This is a genomic window from Thalassiella azotivora (genome assembly GCF_054781695.1).
In genome coordinates, this window is the sequence record NZ_BAAGTX010000012.1 from 1 (window position 1) to 15,488 (window position 15,488).

At 75.5% G+C, this 15,488-nt stretch carries 12 protein-coding genes; 4 read left to right on the top strand and 8 right to left on the bottom strand.

Translation table 11 applies throughout. From position 1 onward, the window contains the following. Positions 1 to 526: 526 nt before the first annotated feature. Together ACYVQV_RS09540 and ACYVQV_RS09545 are read left to right on the top strand one after the other, a co-directional pair. Positions 527 to 1,633 (top strand): LysM peptidoglycan-binding domain-containing protein, encoded by a 1,107-nt coding sequence (locus tag ACYVQV_RS09540; RefSeq protein WP_461023046.1) that lies wholly within the window; start codon positions 527 to 529, stop codon positions 1,631 to 1,633. Positions 1,634 to 1,707: 74 nt separating this feature from the next. Further along, positions 1,708 to 2,253, top strand: coding sequence for an Rv3235 family protein (locus ACYVQV_RS09545; RefSeq protein ID WP_461023047.1), 546 nt, complete (start codon positions 1,708 to 1,710; stop codon positions 2,251 to 2,253). Between the two features lie 85 nt (positions 2,254 to 2,338). Here the strand turns inward: ACYVQV_RS09545 and secA are convergent, their stop codons facing one another. Beyond that, the gene (gene secA, locus ACYVQV_RS09550) at positions 2,339 to 5,059 is read right to left on the bottom strand and encodes a preprotein translocase subunit SecA (protein ID WP_461023048.1); all 2,721 of its coding nucleotides are present in this window, start codon (positions 5,057 to 5,059) and stop codon (positions 2,339 to 2,341) included. Positions 5,060 to 5,233: 174 nt separating this feature from the next. Between secA and ACYVQV_RS09555 the strand changes: the two genes are divergently transcribed. Together ACYVQV_RS09555 and ACYVQV_RS09560 are read left to right on the top strand one after the other, a co-directional pair. After that, positions 5,234 to 6,376 carry a GNAT family N-acetyltransferase gene (locus ACYVQV_RS09555; RefSeq protein WP_461023049.1) on the top strand — a complete coding sequence of 381 codons (1,143 nt, stop codon included), beginning with the start codon at positions 5,234 to 5,236 and terminating at the stop codon, positions 6,374 to 6,376. Further along, positions 6,373 to 7,638, top strand: coding sequence for a winged helix-turn-helix domain-containing protein (locus tag ACYVQV_RS09560; RefSeq protein WP_461023050.1), 1,266 nt, complete (start codon positions 6,373 to 6,375; stop codon positions 7,636 to 7,638). Before ACYVQV_RS09555 ends, ACYVQV_RS09560 begins: the two co-directional genes overlap by 4 nt. A gap of 8 nt (positions 7,639 to 7,646) precedes the next feature. Here the strand turns inward: ACYVQV_RS09560 and ACYVQV_RS09565 are convergent, their stop codons facing one another. The 7 genes from ACYVQV_RS09565 to ACYVQV_RS09595 form a co-directional block, all read right to left on the bottom strand. Further along, on the bottom strand, positions 7,647 to 8,369 hold the full coding sequence (locus tag ACYVQV_RS09565) for a response regulator (RefSeq protein WP_461023051.1): 723 nt from the start codon (positions 8,367 to 8,369) through the stop codon (positions 7,647 to 7,649). A gap of 157 nt (positions 8,370 to 8,526) precedes the next feature. Continuing rightward, positions 8,527 to 9,189: a ribosome hibernation-promoting factor, HPF/YfiA family gene (gene hpf, locus ACYVQV_RS09570; protein ID WP_461023052.1), complete on the bottom strand. Its 663-nt coding sequence runs from the start codon at positions 9,187 to 9,189 to the stop codon at positions 8,527 to 8,529. Positions 9,190 to 9,448: 259 nt separating this feature from the next. Further along, positions 9,449 to 10,129 carry a phosphoribosyltransferase family protein gene (locus tag ACYVQV_RS09575; RefSeq protein ID WP_461023053.1) on the bottom strand — a complete coding sequence of 227 codons (681 nt, stop codon included), beginning with the start codon at positions 10,127 to 10,129 and terminating at the stop codon, positions 9,449 to 9,451. Between the two features lie 276 nt (positions 10,130 to 10,405). After that, entirely contained in the window at positions 10,406 to 12,235 is a 1,830-nt protein-coding gene (locus ACYVQV_RS09580) for an LpqB family beta-propeller domain-containing protein (RefSeq protein ID WP_461023054.1), read from the bottom strand. Positions 12,236 to 12,258: 23 nt separating this feature from the next. After that, positions 12,259 to 14,031, bottom strand: coding sequence for an MtrAB system histidine kinase MtrB (gene mtrB, locus ACYVQV_RS09585; protein ID WP_461023055.1), 1,773 nt, complete (start codon positions 14,029 to 14,031; stop codon positions 12,259 to 12,261). Positions 14,032 to 14,092: 61 nt separating this feature from the next. Beyond that, a complete protein-coding gene (gene mtrA / locus ACYVQV_RS09590) occupies positions 14,093 to 14,770 on the bottom strand; it encodes an MtrAB system response regulator MtrA (protein ID WP_461023056.1) in 678 nt (225 codons plus the stop codon). Between the two features lie 78 nt (positions 14,771 to 14,848). Next, entirely contained in the window at positions 14,849 to 15,481 is a 633-nt protein-coding gene (locus ACYVQV_RS09595; protein WP_461023057.1) for a hypothetical protein, read from the bottom strand. Between the last annotated feature and the right edge of the window lie 7 nt (positions 15,482 to 15,488).

Here is a 15,488-nt window from a genome sequence, read left to right on the forward strand (position 1 = left end):
GGGATAATTTGGCATTGACTACTTGGCACGCTGTTGAGTTCTCAAGGAACGGACGCACACCCACCACCAGTCCCTCGACCGGCCCCGGGGGCAACCTTCCGCAATTCTAGCACCTCCCACCGGCCCTGAAGACCCGCGCAGACCGCGTGGGCCCCGGCGCACCAAGAGCGGTGCGGCCAGTGGAGGATCGCCACCCGGAACCGGCCACCTCGCGGTGTCCGTGCCTTCCCTGCGGCGCGTCGAGAACGTTAGCAGCCCCTGCGGTCACCGCCAAATCCCCCGGCCGCTCGCGGAGACGGCCTGTCGAGAGGACGCCCGCGAGCACCGCCGGGCCGGGCTGGCCGTCGGCCTCGCTGCGCGCCCGCGAGCGCCGGCCGGTAGACGAGCCTCGCCGTCGGACCCGGGGAACCGGCTTCACTGCTCTGCGCCGAACCTGTCGCAGCCGCCGGACTGGCGGACCGGCGGACCGTCCACAGGGCGATCACGACGTCCCGCCCAGAGCCATGCGAGCGCTAAGGTCACCTACGTGCACCAAACAGCACCAAACACGGCCTCCACCGCGTTCGCGCTGCGCTGCGCCGCCCTCGCGGCCGTCGGCGCGCTGATCTGCGGTCTCGGGGGCGTCGCCTCGTGGTGGGCGCTCACGGCCGGCCCCCTGCCCGTCTCCGTCACCGCGGCGCTCGACCAGGTCGTCGCCCGCGGCGCTGCCGTCGTGCTCGGCCTGATCGCGGCGTGGTGGGGCACCGCCCTCGTGCGTCTCGCCGTCGTCGGCGCGCGGTGCGCACGCGAGGGCGCCGGACCCGACGGCGCACCGCAGCTGCTCGCCCGCTCGCTGCCCCATCCGGTGCGCCTCCTGGCGAGCGCGGTGCTCGGGGTCTCCGTGGTCGCCTCGACCGCCCTGCCGGCCACCGCCTCGGCGTCGCCACCGGCGGACCCGGGGCCGACGCGTCCCGCCGCCGTCGCCCCGGGGTGGCCGGGCGAGGTGCTGCGCGACCTCGGCGACGGCGCCGGCACCACCGCGCCGGCGCCGACCGCCAGCGCGTCAGCCGGACCCTCCCCGGACGGGCCGCCGACCGGCACGTCGGCCCCGGCACCGCCGGGCCCGGTGTTGCCGCCGCCGGCGTCCGGGCCCGACGCCGGGCGGCCCGGGGTGACCCCCTCCTGGCCGGCGGCGACGACGACGCAGGCGCCTCCCGTGCCGGCGCGTCCGCTGCCTGCGCCACCGGCGACCGAGCACCCGTCGCCTCGCGGCAGCGGCTCGGGCTCCGCTCCCGCGGCGCACCCGGCAGGTGACCTCGGGCGCGTCGTGGAGGCCCACCCCGGCGACCAGGCTGACGCGCACGCTCCAGGGTGGACGCCCGTGCGACCCACCCAGCAGGTGGTGTCCGCCGCCCCGGACCTCGGGCTGGACCGCGGCCGACCTGTCACCATGGACGACCATGAGGTGGTCGTACGCCGTGGGGACACCCTCTGGGACGTCTGCGCCCGTCATCTCGGTCCTGACGCCACAGCCGCGCAGGTCGCTGCCGAGTGGCCGCGCTGGCACGAGGCGAACCGCGCCGTCATCGGTCCCGATCCGGACCACATCGAGCCAGGTCAGCGCCTGCAGCCCCCCGCCGGCGCGACCCCATGAGCCCCAGCACGCTGACAGACCACCGACCCCGTGAGCACCGTCCGCCGGGCCCGCACCCAGCCAGGAGAGTCGTCGTGACCCGCACAGCCAGCACCGACACCCCGCCCGTCCGCGTGCTGCCCGTCCCCGTCAGCGAGCCGGAGCCGTTGCGGATGCCGACCGTCGAGCGGCCGTGGACGCCGCCGGCGGGTCAGGGCGTCCTGGCGCTGAGCTTCAGCTCCGCCAGGCAGCCGGACGCCGAGCTCGACCCGGTGTTCGGCCCGCAACCGACGAGCACCGAGGACCTCCCCGACCCGGAGGCCTTCTGCACGACGCTGGTGCGGGCGGTCGTGGAGGTGCTCGACGGCACCCGCCCCGTCGCCCAGCTGACCCGCTGGCTCGCCTCCGACGTCCACGCGGGCATCACGCGGCGCGCCGCCCTGGCGGCCCGCATGCGCCGGCGCGAGGAGACGCGCGCCGCCCGCCCTGCGGTGGTGCGCGCCGTGCGTGTGTGCCAGCCCGCTGACGGAGTGGTCGAGGGCGCCGCCGTGGTCATCAGCAGGGGTCGTGCCCGCGCCGTCGCCGTCCGGCTCGAGGGCATGGACCACCGCTGGCGCGCCACCGCCGTCGAGGTCGGCTGAGCCAACGGCGTCGACGGGGAGGACCCCCTGACGTTCGTCCGCCCGGGCGGGGTCGCCTCCGTCCCGGCCCGCGGTGCACCACCTGTCAGCGGCGCTTCTTCCTCGCCCGCCGCTGCGCGCGGTTGCCGTCGGCGCCGACGGCCTCGCCGTCCTCGTCCTCACCGCGCACCTCGACGCCACCCTCGCCGTCCACCGTCGGCGCCGTGTACTGCAGCCGCTGGACCCGGCCGCCGTCGTCGAGACCCTTCGCGATGACCTTGGGGGTCTCCTCCTCGGGGTGCTCCCCGGGCTCCTCGCCCTCGGCAGGCTGCGCCACCTGGACCTCGAGGTTGAACAGGAAGCCGACGGACTCCTCCTTGATGGCCTCCGTCATCGCCTGGTACAGCTGGAACCCCTCCCGCTGGTACTCGACCAGCGGGTCCCGCTGGGCCATCGCCCGCAGGGAGATGCCCTCCTGCAGGTAGTCCATCTCGTACAGGTGCTCGCGCCACTTGCGGTCCAGCACCGACAGGACGACGCGGCGCTCGAGCTCGCGCATCGCCTCGGGACCGACCTGCTCCTCACGCCGGTCGTAGGCGTGCTGGGCGTCCGAGGTGAACTCCTCGACCATCATCGGCGCGGTGAGACCGGCCCGGTCCCCGGCCGCCTCGACGAGCTCCTCCTCGGTGATGGACACGGGGTACAGCGTCCGCAGCGCGGAGAACAGCTGCTCCAGGTCCCAGTCCTCGGCGAAGCCGTCGGAGGTCGCCGCCTGCACGTAGCCCGTCACGACGTCGTCGATGAAGTGCCGGACCTGCTCGTGCAGGTCCGCGCCCTCCAGCACGCGGCGGCGCTCGGCGTAGATGACCTCGCGCTGCCGGTTCAGGACGTCGTCGTACTTCAGGACGTTCTTGCGGATCTCGAAGTTGCGCGCCTCGACCTGCGACTGGGCGGACTGGATCGCCCGCGACACCATCTTCGACTCCAGGGGCACGTCGTCCGGGATACCCGCGCGGCTGAGCAGCGACTCGGCCACCTGGGAGTTGAACAGCCGCATCAGGTCGTCGGTCAGCGACAGGTAGAACCGCGACTCCCCCGGGTCGCCCTGGCGCCCGGACCGACCGCGCAGCTGGTTGTCGATGCGCCGGGACTCGTGCCGCTCGGTCCCCAGGACGTAGAGGCCGCCGAGGTCGCGGACCTCGTCGTGCTCGTCGGCCACCTGCTGCTGGGCCTCCTCGAGCGCCTTGGGCCAGGCCGCCTCGTACTCCTCCGGGTCGTCGTTCGGGTCCAGCCCGGCGTCCGCGAGCGCCTGGACGGCGAGGAACTCGGCGTTGCCGCCGAGCATGATGTCGGTGCCTCGACCGGCCATGTTCGTCGCCACGGTGACCGCGCCCTTGCGGCCGGCCATCGAGACGATCGCCGCCTCCCGGGCGTGCTGCTTGGCGTTGAGCACCTCGTGCGGGATGCGGCGCTCGTGGAGCTTGCGGGAGAGGTACTCCGACTTCTCCACGCTCACGGTGCCCACCAGCACCGGCTGGCCCTTCTCGTGCCGCTCCGCGATGTCGTCAGCGACCGCGTCGAACTTCGACACCTCGGTCTTGTAGACCAGGTCAGCCTGGTCCACCCTCTGCATCGGCCGGTTGGTCGGGATCGGGATGACGCCGAGCTTGTAGATCTGCTGGAACTCGGCCGACTCGGTCATCGCCGTACCGGTCATCCCCGACAGCTTGTCGTACAGGCGGAAGTAGTTCTGCAGGGTGATCGTGGCCAGCGTCTGGTTCTCGGCCTTGATCTGCACGCCCTCCTTGGCCTCGATGGCCTGGTGCATGCCCTCGTTGTACCGGCGGCCCTTGAGCATCCGGCCGGTGTGCTCGTCGACGATCATGACCTCGCCGTTGGCGACGACGTAGTCCTTGTCGCGCTTGAACAGCTCCTTGGCCTTGACGGCGTTGTTGAGGTAGCCGACGTACGGGGTGTTGACCGAGTCGTAAAGGTTCTCGATGCCGAGGTAGTCCTCCACCTTCTCGATCCCCGACTCGTGGATGCCGACCGTCCGCTTCTTCTCGTCGACCTCGTAGTCGACCTCGCGGCGCAGCCGCTGCACGATCTTCGCGAACTCCGAGTACCAGCGGGTGGCGTCACCCTGCGCCGGGCCGGAGATGATCAAGGGGGTCCTGGCCTCGTCGATGAGGATGGAGTCCACCTCGTCGACGATGGAGAAGTGGTGACCGCGCTGCACCAGGTCGCCGACGTTCCAGGCCATGTTGTCGCGCAGGTAGTCGAAGCCGAACTGGGTGTTCGTGCCGTAGGTGATGTCCGCCCCGTACTGGTCGCGCCGCTCGTCCGGGCGCATGCCGTCCAGGACGCACCCGGAGGTCACCCCGAGGAAGCGGAAGACGCGCCCCATCAGGTCGCTCTGGTACTGCGCGAGGTAGTCGTTGGTCGTGACGACGTGGACGCCCTTGCCCGTCAGCGCGTTGAGGTAGGCCGGCGCGGTGGCCACCAGCGTCTTGCCCTCACCGGTCTTCATCTCGGCGATGTTGCCGAGGTGCAGCGCCGCACCGCCCATGAGCTGGACGTCGAAGTGCCGCTGGCCCAGGGAGCGCTTCGCGGCCTCACGGACGTTCGCGAAGGCCTCGGGCAGCAGGTGGTCGAGCTTCTCGCCGTCGGCGATGCGCTCGCGGAACCTGTCGGTCTCCTCCCGCAGCTCGGCGTCCGAGAGCTTGACGAAGTCCTCCTCGAGGGCGTTCACCTGGTCGGCGTAGCCCTGCAGCTTCTTGAGGACCCGGCCCTCTCCGACTCGCAGCAGCTTCTCGAGGATCGGCACGCGGACACTCCCAAGTCGGTCGAGGCTCTCCCGCGGGCTGCGGGTGCCGCACGGGTGCGGCGTCGTCATCGTACGGGGACCGCACCCGCCGCGGGCCACCTGCGCCCGCCGCGGCCGCCGGACCGCCACGCCGACGGCGTTGCCGCGCTCGCGCGCAGTCGGCAGGGTGTGCCCGTGGACGCACCCGAGCTGACCGGCGGCGACGGCACGGTGCGGCTGCGCCCCTACCGGCCGGACGACGTCCCGCACGTCGTCGAGCAGTGCCGCGACGCGACCACCACCCGCTGGGTCGGCGGGCTGCCGCGTCCCTACGGGACGGACGACGCGACGCGGTACGTCGAACGGGCCGCCGCCGGCTGGGCGGAGGGGTCCTGGCTCGCGCTCGCGGTCGAGCACGACGGCCGCTTCGCCGGCGGCACGACCCTGCGGCCGGACGGCCGCGGCGGCGCCGAGGTCGGCTACGGCCTGACTCCGGCCTCCCGCGGCCGCGGGGTGGCCGCGGCCGCCGTGAGGCTGCTGCTCGCCTGGGCGTTCGACGCGCTGCCCGTGGAGGTCGTGCACTGGCGAGCGGCCGTGGGCAACTGGCCCTCGCGCCGGGTCGCGTGGGCGTGCGGCTTCACCGTGGAGGGTCGGGTGCGAGGCCTGCTGCCCCACCCGGACGGGCGCCAGGACGCGTGGGTCGGCTCGCTGCGACGCGGCGAGCCGACCCGGCCGACGTCCGCCTGGCTGGACGTCCCCGAGCTGGTCGTGGGCGACCTGCGCCTGCGCCGCAACCGCCCCGAGGACGTCGAGCGGGTCGCGGAAGCCTGCGCCGACCCCACCACCCAGGCGTGGCTGCCGCAACTGCCGTCGCCGTACACGGTCGAGGACGCGCGCTGGTACCTCGAGAGCCGGCCCGAGCAGAACGCCTCGGGTGACGGCATCTACTGGGGCGTGGCGGACGTGGACGACGACGTCCTGCTCGCGCAGGTCGGGCTCATGGGACTGCGCGCGGAGCGCGGGGCCGGCGAGGTCGGGTACTGGACGCACCCCGACGCCCGCGGCCGCCGTGTCATGCAGCGGGCCGTCCGGGCGGTCAGCAGGCACGCGCTGCTGGCACCCGAGGAGGGCGGTCTGGGGCTGACGCGGGTCATGCTCAGGGTCGCCGACGGCAACGAGGCCTCGGCGCGGGTCGCGCTGGCGGCCGGTTTCACCGAGGTGGGGCGCGACCGGCGGGCGGAGCGGCTGCGGGACGGCTCGGTGCGCGACTTCCGCCGGTTCGACCTGCTGGTCGAGGAGATGGAGCAGGCGTGGGTGCACCCGGCGGCGCTGAGGTGAGCGCAGCGCACCAGGACCCGCGGGTGCGGCGCCCGCGGGAGCGGCTGTCCGCCGCGCAGGCGCGGCGGGTGGCCCTGCACGCCCAGGGACTGGCCCGGGCACGTCCTGCCGGGCCGGTCACGGCGCGCCACCTGCAGGGCGTCGTCGACCGCGTCGGCGTCGTCCAGGTCGATTCCGTCAACGTGCTGACCCGGGCGCACCACCTGCCCTTCTTCAGCCGGCTCGGCCCCTACGACCTCGCCGTCCTGGACCGGATGACGTCCCGGCCACCCCGGCGCCTCGTCGAGTACTGGGCGCACGAGGCGTCCCTCGTGGCCCCGTCGACGCACCGGCTGCTGCGCTGGCGGATGCACGGCCACGAGTCGTACGCCTGGGGCTGGGCGCTGCGCGCGGCGCGCGAGCACCCCGAGGTCGTCGACGCCGTCCTGGCGCACGTGCGCGCCCACGGCCCGTGCACGGCGAGCGAGGTCGGGGCGGCGCTCGAGCACGAGGTACCCATGCACGAGGGGCAGTGGGGGTGGAACTGGTCGGTCGTCAAGGGCGCCTGCGAGTACCTCTTCTGGGCCGGCCGCCTCACCTCGGCCGGCCGCACCCCCGCCTTCGAGCGCAGGCTCGACGTCCCCGAGCGCGTCCTGCCGGCCGAGGTGCACCAGGCCCCGGACCTCCCGGAGGCGGACGCCGTGCGCGCGCTGGTGGAGATCGCGGCCAGGGCGCACGGGGTGGCGACGGCGTCGTCCCTGCGCGACTACTTCCGGCTGCGGCCCGCACAGGGGGCGGTGGCCGTCGGGGAGCTGGTCGAGGCCGGCGTCCTGCACCCGGTGACGGTGGAGGGGTGGCCCCGGGCGGCCTACCTGCACCGCGACGCGCGTGTCCCGCGCGCCGTCACCGCCCGCGCGCTCGTCGCCCCCTTCGACCCGCTGGTGTTCGACCGACGACGCACCGAGGAGCTGTTCGGCTTCCGCTACCGGATCGAGATCTACGTGCCACGGGAACGGCGGGTGCACGGGTACTACGTGCTGCCCTTCGCGCTCGGGGACCGCCTCGTCGCCCGGGTCGACCTCAAGGCCGACCGCCCCGGTCGGCGGCTGCTCGTGCAGTCGGCCTGGGCCGAGCCGCTCGACCCGGCGACCGCGCCGCAGGTCCCGGAGGCGCTCGCGGCCGAGCTGCGGGACGTCGCGTCCTGGCTCGACCTGGACGACGTCGAGGTGGCGGGGGCGGGTGACCTCTCCCCCGCGCTGCGCGCGGTGCTGCCCCGGGTCTGAGGCGCCCTTCAGGAGAGGTCGAGGATCTTCTCGCGCACGGCGTAGACGACGGCCTCCATCCGGGAGTGCAGCTGCAGCTTCTCCAGGATGTTGCGGACGTGGTTCTTCACGGTGTTCTCGGAGATGAAGAGCTCCGCGGCGATGTCCCGGTTCGCCATGCCCCGGGCCACCAGCCGCAGCACCTCGAGCTCGCGGTCGGTGAGCCTGGGCACCGGGACGGGCGCCCGGGACTCCGCCCGGCGGCTGAGGGCCGCGAACTCCTGCAGCAGGGCGCCGGCCATCGAGGGGGAGATCAGCGACTGCCCCGAGACGACGGCGCGGATGCCGTCCGCCACGTCCTCGCCGGGGACGTCCTTGAGCAGGTAGCCGTTCGCTCCGGCCCGGACCGCCTGGAAGAGGTCAGACTCCTCGTCGCTGATCGTCAGGATGACGATCTTGGTGCTCGGGGCGACGTCCTTGATCGCCGAGCACGCCTCGATGCCGGACCGGCGCGGCATCCGGATGTCCATGAGGACGACGTCGGGCAGGAGCTGCTCCGCCCGGGCGACCGCCTCGGCCCCGTCGCCCGCCTCGCCGACGATCTCGATGTCCGGCTCGGCGGACAGCACCATCTCCAGCCCGCGCCGGTACAGGGCGTGGTCGTCGGCGACGAGCACACGGATGGGCTCCGCGTCGCTGCTGCCTCCCGGCGGTCGCCTGTCGCCCACCGCGCCGTCCTCGGCCACGAGCACCCCCTCGTCGGACCTGTGTCCCGCCCGATCCTGCCACCCGTCCGCACCCCGGTGCCCCACCCGCCGGCTGGCGAGACCGGGCACCTGGGTGCTGACGGGCCGGGACGGCGGTCGCAGGCGGCGTCGGACCGCCCGCGCCGACGGCGGGGCGGCGCCGTCAGCCGGCGGTCTGCTCCTGCAGCTCGTCCGGCGCGTCCTGCGCCGGGGCGGCCCCGGCACCCGCCTCGAGCCGGATGACGCCGTAGCTCCACCCCCGGCGCCGGTACACGACGGACGGTCGACCCGTGTCGGCGTCCACGTACAGGTAGAAGTCGTGGCCGACGAGCTCCATCTCGTACAGGGCGTCGTCGAGGGTCATCGGCCGGGCGGGGTGGTCCTTCTCGCGGATCACGACCGGCGAGTCGCCCCAGCCGTCGTCCGGCTCCTCGTCCTGCCCTGCGGGCGCGCCGTTGAGGGCCGCCGCCGCCGCACCGGCGGCGCCGGGCTCGCGGATGCTCGACGGCGCGTGCCGGCCGTGGTGGACCTTGCGGCGGTCGCGGGCGCGCCGGAGCCGCTCGAGGAGCTTCTCCTGCGCCAGGTCGAGTGCGGCGTACGGGTCGTCGGCGCACGCCTCGGCCCGGATGACCGGGCCCTTCACCCGTACGGTGATCTCCACCCGCTCGGAGGTCTGCGCCTGGCGAGGGTTCGGCTCGTGGCTCACGGCGACCTCGACGCGCTGGACGCGAGGCGCGAGCTGCTGGACCTTGGCGAGCTTCTCCTCGAGGTGGCGCCGGAAGCGCTCGGAGACCTCGGTGTGCCGGGCGGTGACCACGATGTCCACGGATGTCCTCCTGGTGTGGGCTGACTCGTACCGGTCGTCGGACCGACGACCTCGGCGCGCGGGGTGACGTCCCGCGGCGGCTCAGGCGGCCTCGTACCACCCCCTGCGCGGCGCTCGCCGCGAGGTCGCGGCCGGCTTCGGGGCCGGGCCGGCGACCGTCCTCGGTGCGACAGGGCCCGTCATGGCACGACGGTAGTCCACGGCCGCAGGCCCCGACAGCCGGAGCCCGCCCGGGCGCGGCGCGCCGACACGAACGGCCTCACCGGCCGTGCGGGGCGTCGACCGGGGCCGCGTCCGGGGCCGCGTCCGGGGCCGCGTCCGGGCGCCCCGAGCGGCGCGGGGTCGCGGCCAGGACGACGACCGCGTGCACGCGCGCCCCGGCGTCGCGCAGCACGGCCGCGGCCGCCGCGGCGGTGGCCCCGGTGGTCAGCACGTCGTCGACGAGCACGACGTCCAGGCCCTCGACCGACGCCCCGGTGCGCAGCCGCAGGCGGCCCGAGACGTTGAGCAGCCGGTCGGCGGCGGCCAGCCCCGCCTGGTCGCTGACACCGCGCGCCTGGTGCAGCACGGGCAGGCAGCGCGTGCGCCGTCCCGCGGACCGGCCTGCCGCGGCCTGGGCGCGAGCGAGGTCGCGGATCAGGTCCGCTCCGCGTCGCCGCCGCGCCGCCCGCGACGAGGGGACCGGCACGAGGTGCAGCGGCCGCCGACCCGTTGCCGCGAAGGCGCCGCGGCGCCCGGCGTCGAGCAGGACCTCTGCCGCGCTGCGTCCCAGCGCGGCGGACAGGTCCGACCGCCCGTCGTCCTTCCAGCGCAGCAGCAGACGGCTGACGACCCCCTCGTAGGCGCACCCGGCCCACGCGGGCGGTGCGCCCGCCACCGCCGTCGGCACCCGGTGCGCCCCCGTGGGCAGGAACGCCCGGCACGGGGGGCACAGCGTCACGTCGGGCGCGTCGCAGCCGGCGCACGCCGTCGGCAGCAGCAGCGCGGCGAGCGCTCGCCCCGCCGACCGCGCGGCGTCCGGCAGGGCTCCTGGACCAGGCGACGTGCACGATGCGGGTGCCGGCGCGGGCGGCCCCACGGCAGCCCTGGACGGAGGTGGTGCCACGGCGGTGAGCCTCGCGGGCGCTCGCAGGGGCCGCCAGCCCACCGGCGCGGGCTGTGGACGGTCGGGGGCCCGGCGCCCGCTGTGGACAGGCGTCGGGCCGGCGCCCCGGGCTCAGCCGGGGTAGCTCACCTGCCGGGCCCCGCCGAGCCCGCGGGCGGGGACCCAGGTGGCGCCGGCCTGCTCCAGCACCCCGTCGACCGTCCACACCAGGACCGAGCCCGGCCCGTTGCCGCCGGCCAGGCCCACGGCGCCCGGGGCGTGGGACAGCGACGACATCGACGGCGACCCGATCCTGAGCAGGTGCACCCGGACGTCGGACCCGTCGACCGACCGCCCCAGCACGGCGGCCTGCCCGGGAGCCAGCCACGCCGCCTCCTGCACCACCTCCAGGTGCGGGGCCACCACCAGGGGGCCCTCGGGGGACAGGGCGGTGGGGACCAGGTCGTCGTCACGGACGACGCCCGCGACGCGCACCCGGCCCCGACCGTCGGGCGCGGTGGAGGTGACCAGCGCCCGGGCCCCGTCCCGGGACAGTCGCAGGGAGCTGACCCGTTCGCCCGCCAGCCAGGGGGCGCTCACCCGGCTCACCCCGCCGTCCGGGCCGACCGCGGCCACGGAGCCGTCGGAGACCGCTGCAGCCGTCCACACCCACCCGTAGGGGTCGAAGGAGGGAAGGGTCAGGTCCGCCGCCGTCACCGACGGCGGCGGCACTTCGACCTCGCCGCGGGCGAGCACCCGCAGCTGGGAGCGCTGGGCCGTCAGGACGGCGAAGCGCCGCTCGGGCACCTCGACCAGCTGGCGGGGGTGGCTCACCGCCGGGTGCGACGGGCCCAGCCCGGCGAGCGACGGCAGGTCGGGGACGGGCTCGACCGCGCCACCCACGGCGCCGAGCACGATCGTGTCGCCCGCCAGGGCCACGGCCCGCGGGTCCACCGGCGCCTCCGCCGACAGCCCCGCGGGGACGACGGGCACCTCGATCGGCCCGCCGTTGACGGTGATCACCACGTCGTCGACCCCGGACACCGGCAGCAGCGTCGCCCTGAGCTGACCCAGCATCAGCGCCCGCCGGTCGGGCGAGGCGTCGAGGGCCTCGGCCGTGAGGTCCACCGAGGCCACGCCGTCCTCGATCCGGACCGAGCCGGGCGGCGCCAGCCGCGTCCCCTCGGGGAAGGCGTTCACGACCGCACCCGACAACCACGGGGACGGCCCGGCCAGCAGCTCGCGGGTCAGGACGGTGGCGTTGCTGGCGCGGCGCGGGAACCACCGCGTCTCGCGCACCATCAGCTGCCGGGTCGGCTCCAGGAAGTGCAGGTCGTGCGCGGAGTAGGTCAGGCCCAGGTAGGACTCGGCGACGAGCACCCCGTCGGGGACCTCGTCGACACGCCACTGGCCGTCCTCCCGGACCACGGTCATGGTCGTCTCCCGGGTGGTCCCGGGCGGTGCGGCCGTCCACCGGCCACCGGGGTCGATGGTGCCGGCCACCCCCACGGACACCGTCACGACGGCCCGGTCGGCGTCCGGTCCGTCGGCCTGCGCGCCGTCCGGGCCCGGGACCGCGCCGGCGTCGGCCACGTCGTAGTCGGGCGACGCACCGGTGTAGACGACGGTGCCGGCGTCCGGCTGCCACGACGCGGCCCGGCGCGAGGTGAGGAAGCTGCGGGCCGTCGTGTAGGCGCGCTCCGTCCCGCCGGAGAGCTCGGTGGCGACCGCGGCGTTGACGAACCCCTGGACGATCTGCAGCGGCGAGGCGCCCCGCGCCGGCTCGGGGGCGATCACGGACAGCCCCGCGAGGTCCTCCGCCCCGCTGCGCCCCTCCACCACGGGACCGTCCGTCGGCATCGTGGCGCAGGCGGTGAGCAGGGCGGCCGACACCGCGGCGACCAGCGTCAGGGGCAGCCGCCCCACCAGCCCCCGCACCGGCTTGCGGACCGGCCCCCTCACCGGTCGGCGACGGCGTGCCCGGCTCACGGCCGCACCGCCGGTCCGTCGTCGGCGGACCGCGCGGCGGACCCCGCGGCGGACCCCGCGGCTGGGGCCGGCGCGGCCGCGCCGTCCACGGGCAGGGTCGTCGGGCCACCGGTCGCCGGTTCACCCCGTGCAGGCGGCCGCGCGGACGGCCGGGGCGTGGGCCGTGCGGCCGCGCCACCGGCTCGACCGACGGCCGCCACCGGCACCAGGGGCAGGGGCGAGCGGTGCACCTGCACGCCGGCGCGGCGCGGCAGCGTGAGCCGGAACGACGCGCCCTGACCGGGCATGCCCCACGCCTCCAGCGTGCCCCCGTGGAGGTGCGCGTCCTCCAGGGAGATGGCCAGACCGAGGCCGGTGCCGCCGGACGTGCGGGCCCTCGCGGGGTCCGCCCGCCAGAACCGGTCGAAGACGCGCTCGGCGTCCTGCGGACGCAGACCGACGCCGCGGTCCCGGACGACCACGGCGACGGCGTTCGCGTCGGCGGCGAGCCGGACGTCCACGGGCCGGCCCTCACCGTGCTCGACGGCGTTGACCACGAGGTTGCGGACGATCCGCTCCACGCGCCGGGCGTCGATCTCCGCCATGCACGGGGTGTCCGGGACGAAGGTGCGCAGGTCGATGCCCTTGCGCTCCGCGAGCGGCTGGGCCAGGTCGACGACCCGGTCCACGACACCGCGGACGTCGGCGGGCTCGGCCTCCAGCGCCGCCGCGCCGGCGTCGAAGCGGCTGATCTCCAGCAGGTCCGCGAGCAGCTCCTCGAACCGGTCGAGCTGGGTGGCGAGCAGCTCCGCCGACCGGCGGACCGCCGGGTCCATCGTGTGCCGGGACTCGTGCAGCACCTCCCCCGCCATCCGGATCGTCGTCAGCGGGGTGCGCAGCTCGTGGGAGACGTCGGAGACGAACCGGCGCTGGAGCCGGGACAGCTCCTCCATCCGCTCGATCTGGGACTGCAGGCTGCCGGCCATGTCGTTGAACGAGCGCGCCAACCGCGCGAGGTCGTCGTCCCCGCGCTCGGCCATCCGCTCGTCGAGGCGTCCGGAGGACAGCCGGCCGGCGACGGCGGCGGCCTGCCGCACCGGCGCCACGACCTGCCGGGTGACCACGAACGCGACGGCACCGACCAGCACGACCAGCGCGGCGCCGCCGGCGAACAGGACCCGTTGGACGGCCTCCAGGGTCTCCTGCTCGCGCTGCAGGCTGAACACGAAGTAGAGCTCGTAGGGGCCCGCCAGCGGGATGGCCACCTGCTGCCCCACCACGAGGCCGGGCACCGTGCCGTCGCCCTCGGGGATCGCGACGGGCTGGGAGAACTGCCCCGTGGACGAGCGCAGGGCCTCCCGCAGCTGGACGGGGACGACGTCCTTGGGGAGCCCCGCGAGCTCGAGCAGGACCACGTCGCCGTCGTTGTTCGGGCTGCGCAGGAGGAGCACCCTGCGGTCCGACGGGAGCCCCGGCTGGGCCAGCAGCGGGACGGAGTCGTTGAGGAACTGCTGGACCCGGGCGGGCGTGTCGACCTGGGCCGTGGCCAGCGAGTCGCGGAACTCGGCCAGGGCACGACCGGCCTCGAGCTCGGCCTGGTCCCGGCGGGACTCGAACAGCCGGTCGCTGATCTCCGCGGCCAGGAAGGCCGCCACCAGGCTGACCGCCACCAGCCCCAGGACCATGGTGGTTGCCACGACCCGCAGCTGCAGGGAGCGCCGCCACGCCCGCCGGGCGGCCACCGCGCCGGTGCGCCCGTGGACCGCCACCCAGCGCGCGAGCCGGCTCACCGCGGGGAGCCGGGCCGGGGCCGAGCGCGGGACCGGCCGCGGCGGACGCGACGGGCTCACCTCAGGCCGGACCTGCCTTGTAGCCGACCCCGCGGACCGTCACCACGATCTCCGGCTTCTCCGGGTCGTGCTCGATCTTCGAGCGGAGCCGCTGCACGTGGACGTTCACCAGCCGGGTGTCGGCGGCGTGGCGGTACCCCCACACCTGCTCCAGCAGGACCTCGCGGGTGAACACCTGCCAGGGCTTGCGCGCCAGCGCGACGAGCAGGTCGAACTCCAGCGGCGTCAGCGGGATCGGGTCGTCCCCACGGCGCACCGCGTGCCCGGCGACGTCGATCGTCAGGTCGCCGATCGTCAGCGCCTCGGGGACCGGCTGGTCGCTGCGGCGCAGGCGGGCGCGCACCCGGGCGACGAGCTCCTTGGGCTTGAACGGCTTCGGCACGTAGTCGTCCGCGCCGGACTCCAGGCCGAGCACGATGTCGACGGTGTCGCTCTTGGCGGTGAGCATGACGATGGGGACGCCGGACTCCCCGCGGATCTGCCGACAGACCTCGATGCCGTCCTTGCCCGGCAGCATGAGGTCGAGCAGGACGAGGTCCGGCCGGACGGAGCGGAAGGCCTCGAGGGCCTCGTCGCCGTCCGCGCAGAAGGAGGGCTCGAAGCCCTCGCCCCGCAGGACGATGCCGATCATCTCGGACAGGGCGGTGTCGTCGTCCACCACCAGGATGCGACCCTTCATGAGGTCCATGGTGACACCTGCGGGAACGCGACCGGCCCGGCACGCGCCGCGGGCACCGGGACGCGCCGCCGTCGGGGGTCAGCCGGGGCCGGCGGGAGGCGGGGGGCCGGTCCACGACGGCGGGCCGTCCAGGCTGGTGACCTCCACCGTCACCGCACCCGCCGCGTCGGAGCCCTCCGCGGCGAGGAGCACGTCGCCGGCGAGGTGCGCCACCAACCTCGTCCCGGCGTCCGGGTCGTCGACGGCCCACTCCTCCGCCAGGAGCGCGCCGTCGGGGGCGTCGTGCCGGGTCGCCCCGAGGCGACGCACCGACCTCCGGCCCGCCAGCCCGGCGAAGCCGGGTCCGTCCAGCCGCAGCACGGGCACGGTGGCGGCGCGGGGCTGGTCCCCGGGGCCGGCCACCGCGCGCAGCAGCGCGACCAGCAGCCCGGGCGAGCCGCCGTCCAGCGGACGCAGGGACGTCACCCTCCGCCGGTCGGGGTCGGCGGGGCACGTCCAGACGAGCGCACGGCGGCCGTCGTCCAGGGTGGCCCGCTCCCCGATCGCCGCGGTGGCCGGGTCGGGCCCGGGCCCGACCCGGAAGCGCACGGGGACGAAGGCCGCGTCGCACGCGAGGTCGGCGGCGTCGGAGACGTAACGCCAACCGGCCGGCCCGGGCGCGCAGGAGAACGCCTCGGACCGGCCGGTGACGAGGTAGCTACCTCGTGGCACGCGCTGT

What these genes read in the sequence shown, in the direction of transcription:
- mtrA (WP_461023056.1), bottom strand. Translation starts at nt 14,770, where the DNA reads ATGAAGGGTCGCATCCTGGTGGTGGACGACGACACCGCCCTGTCCGAG.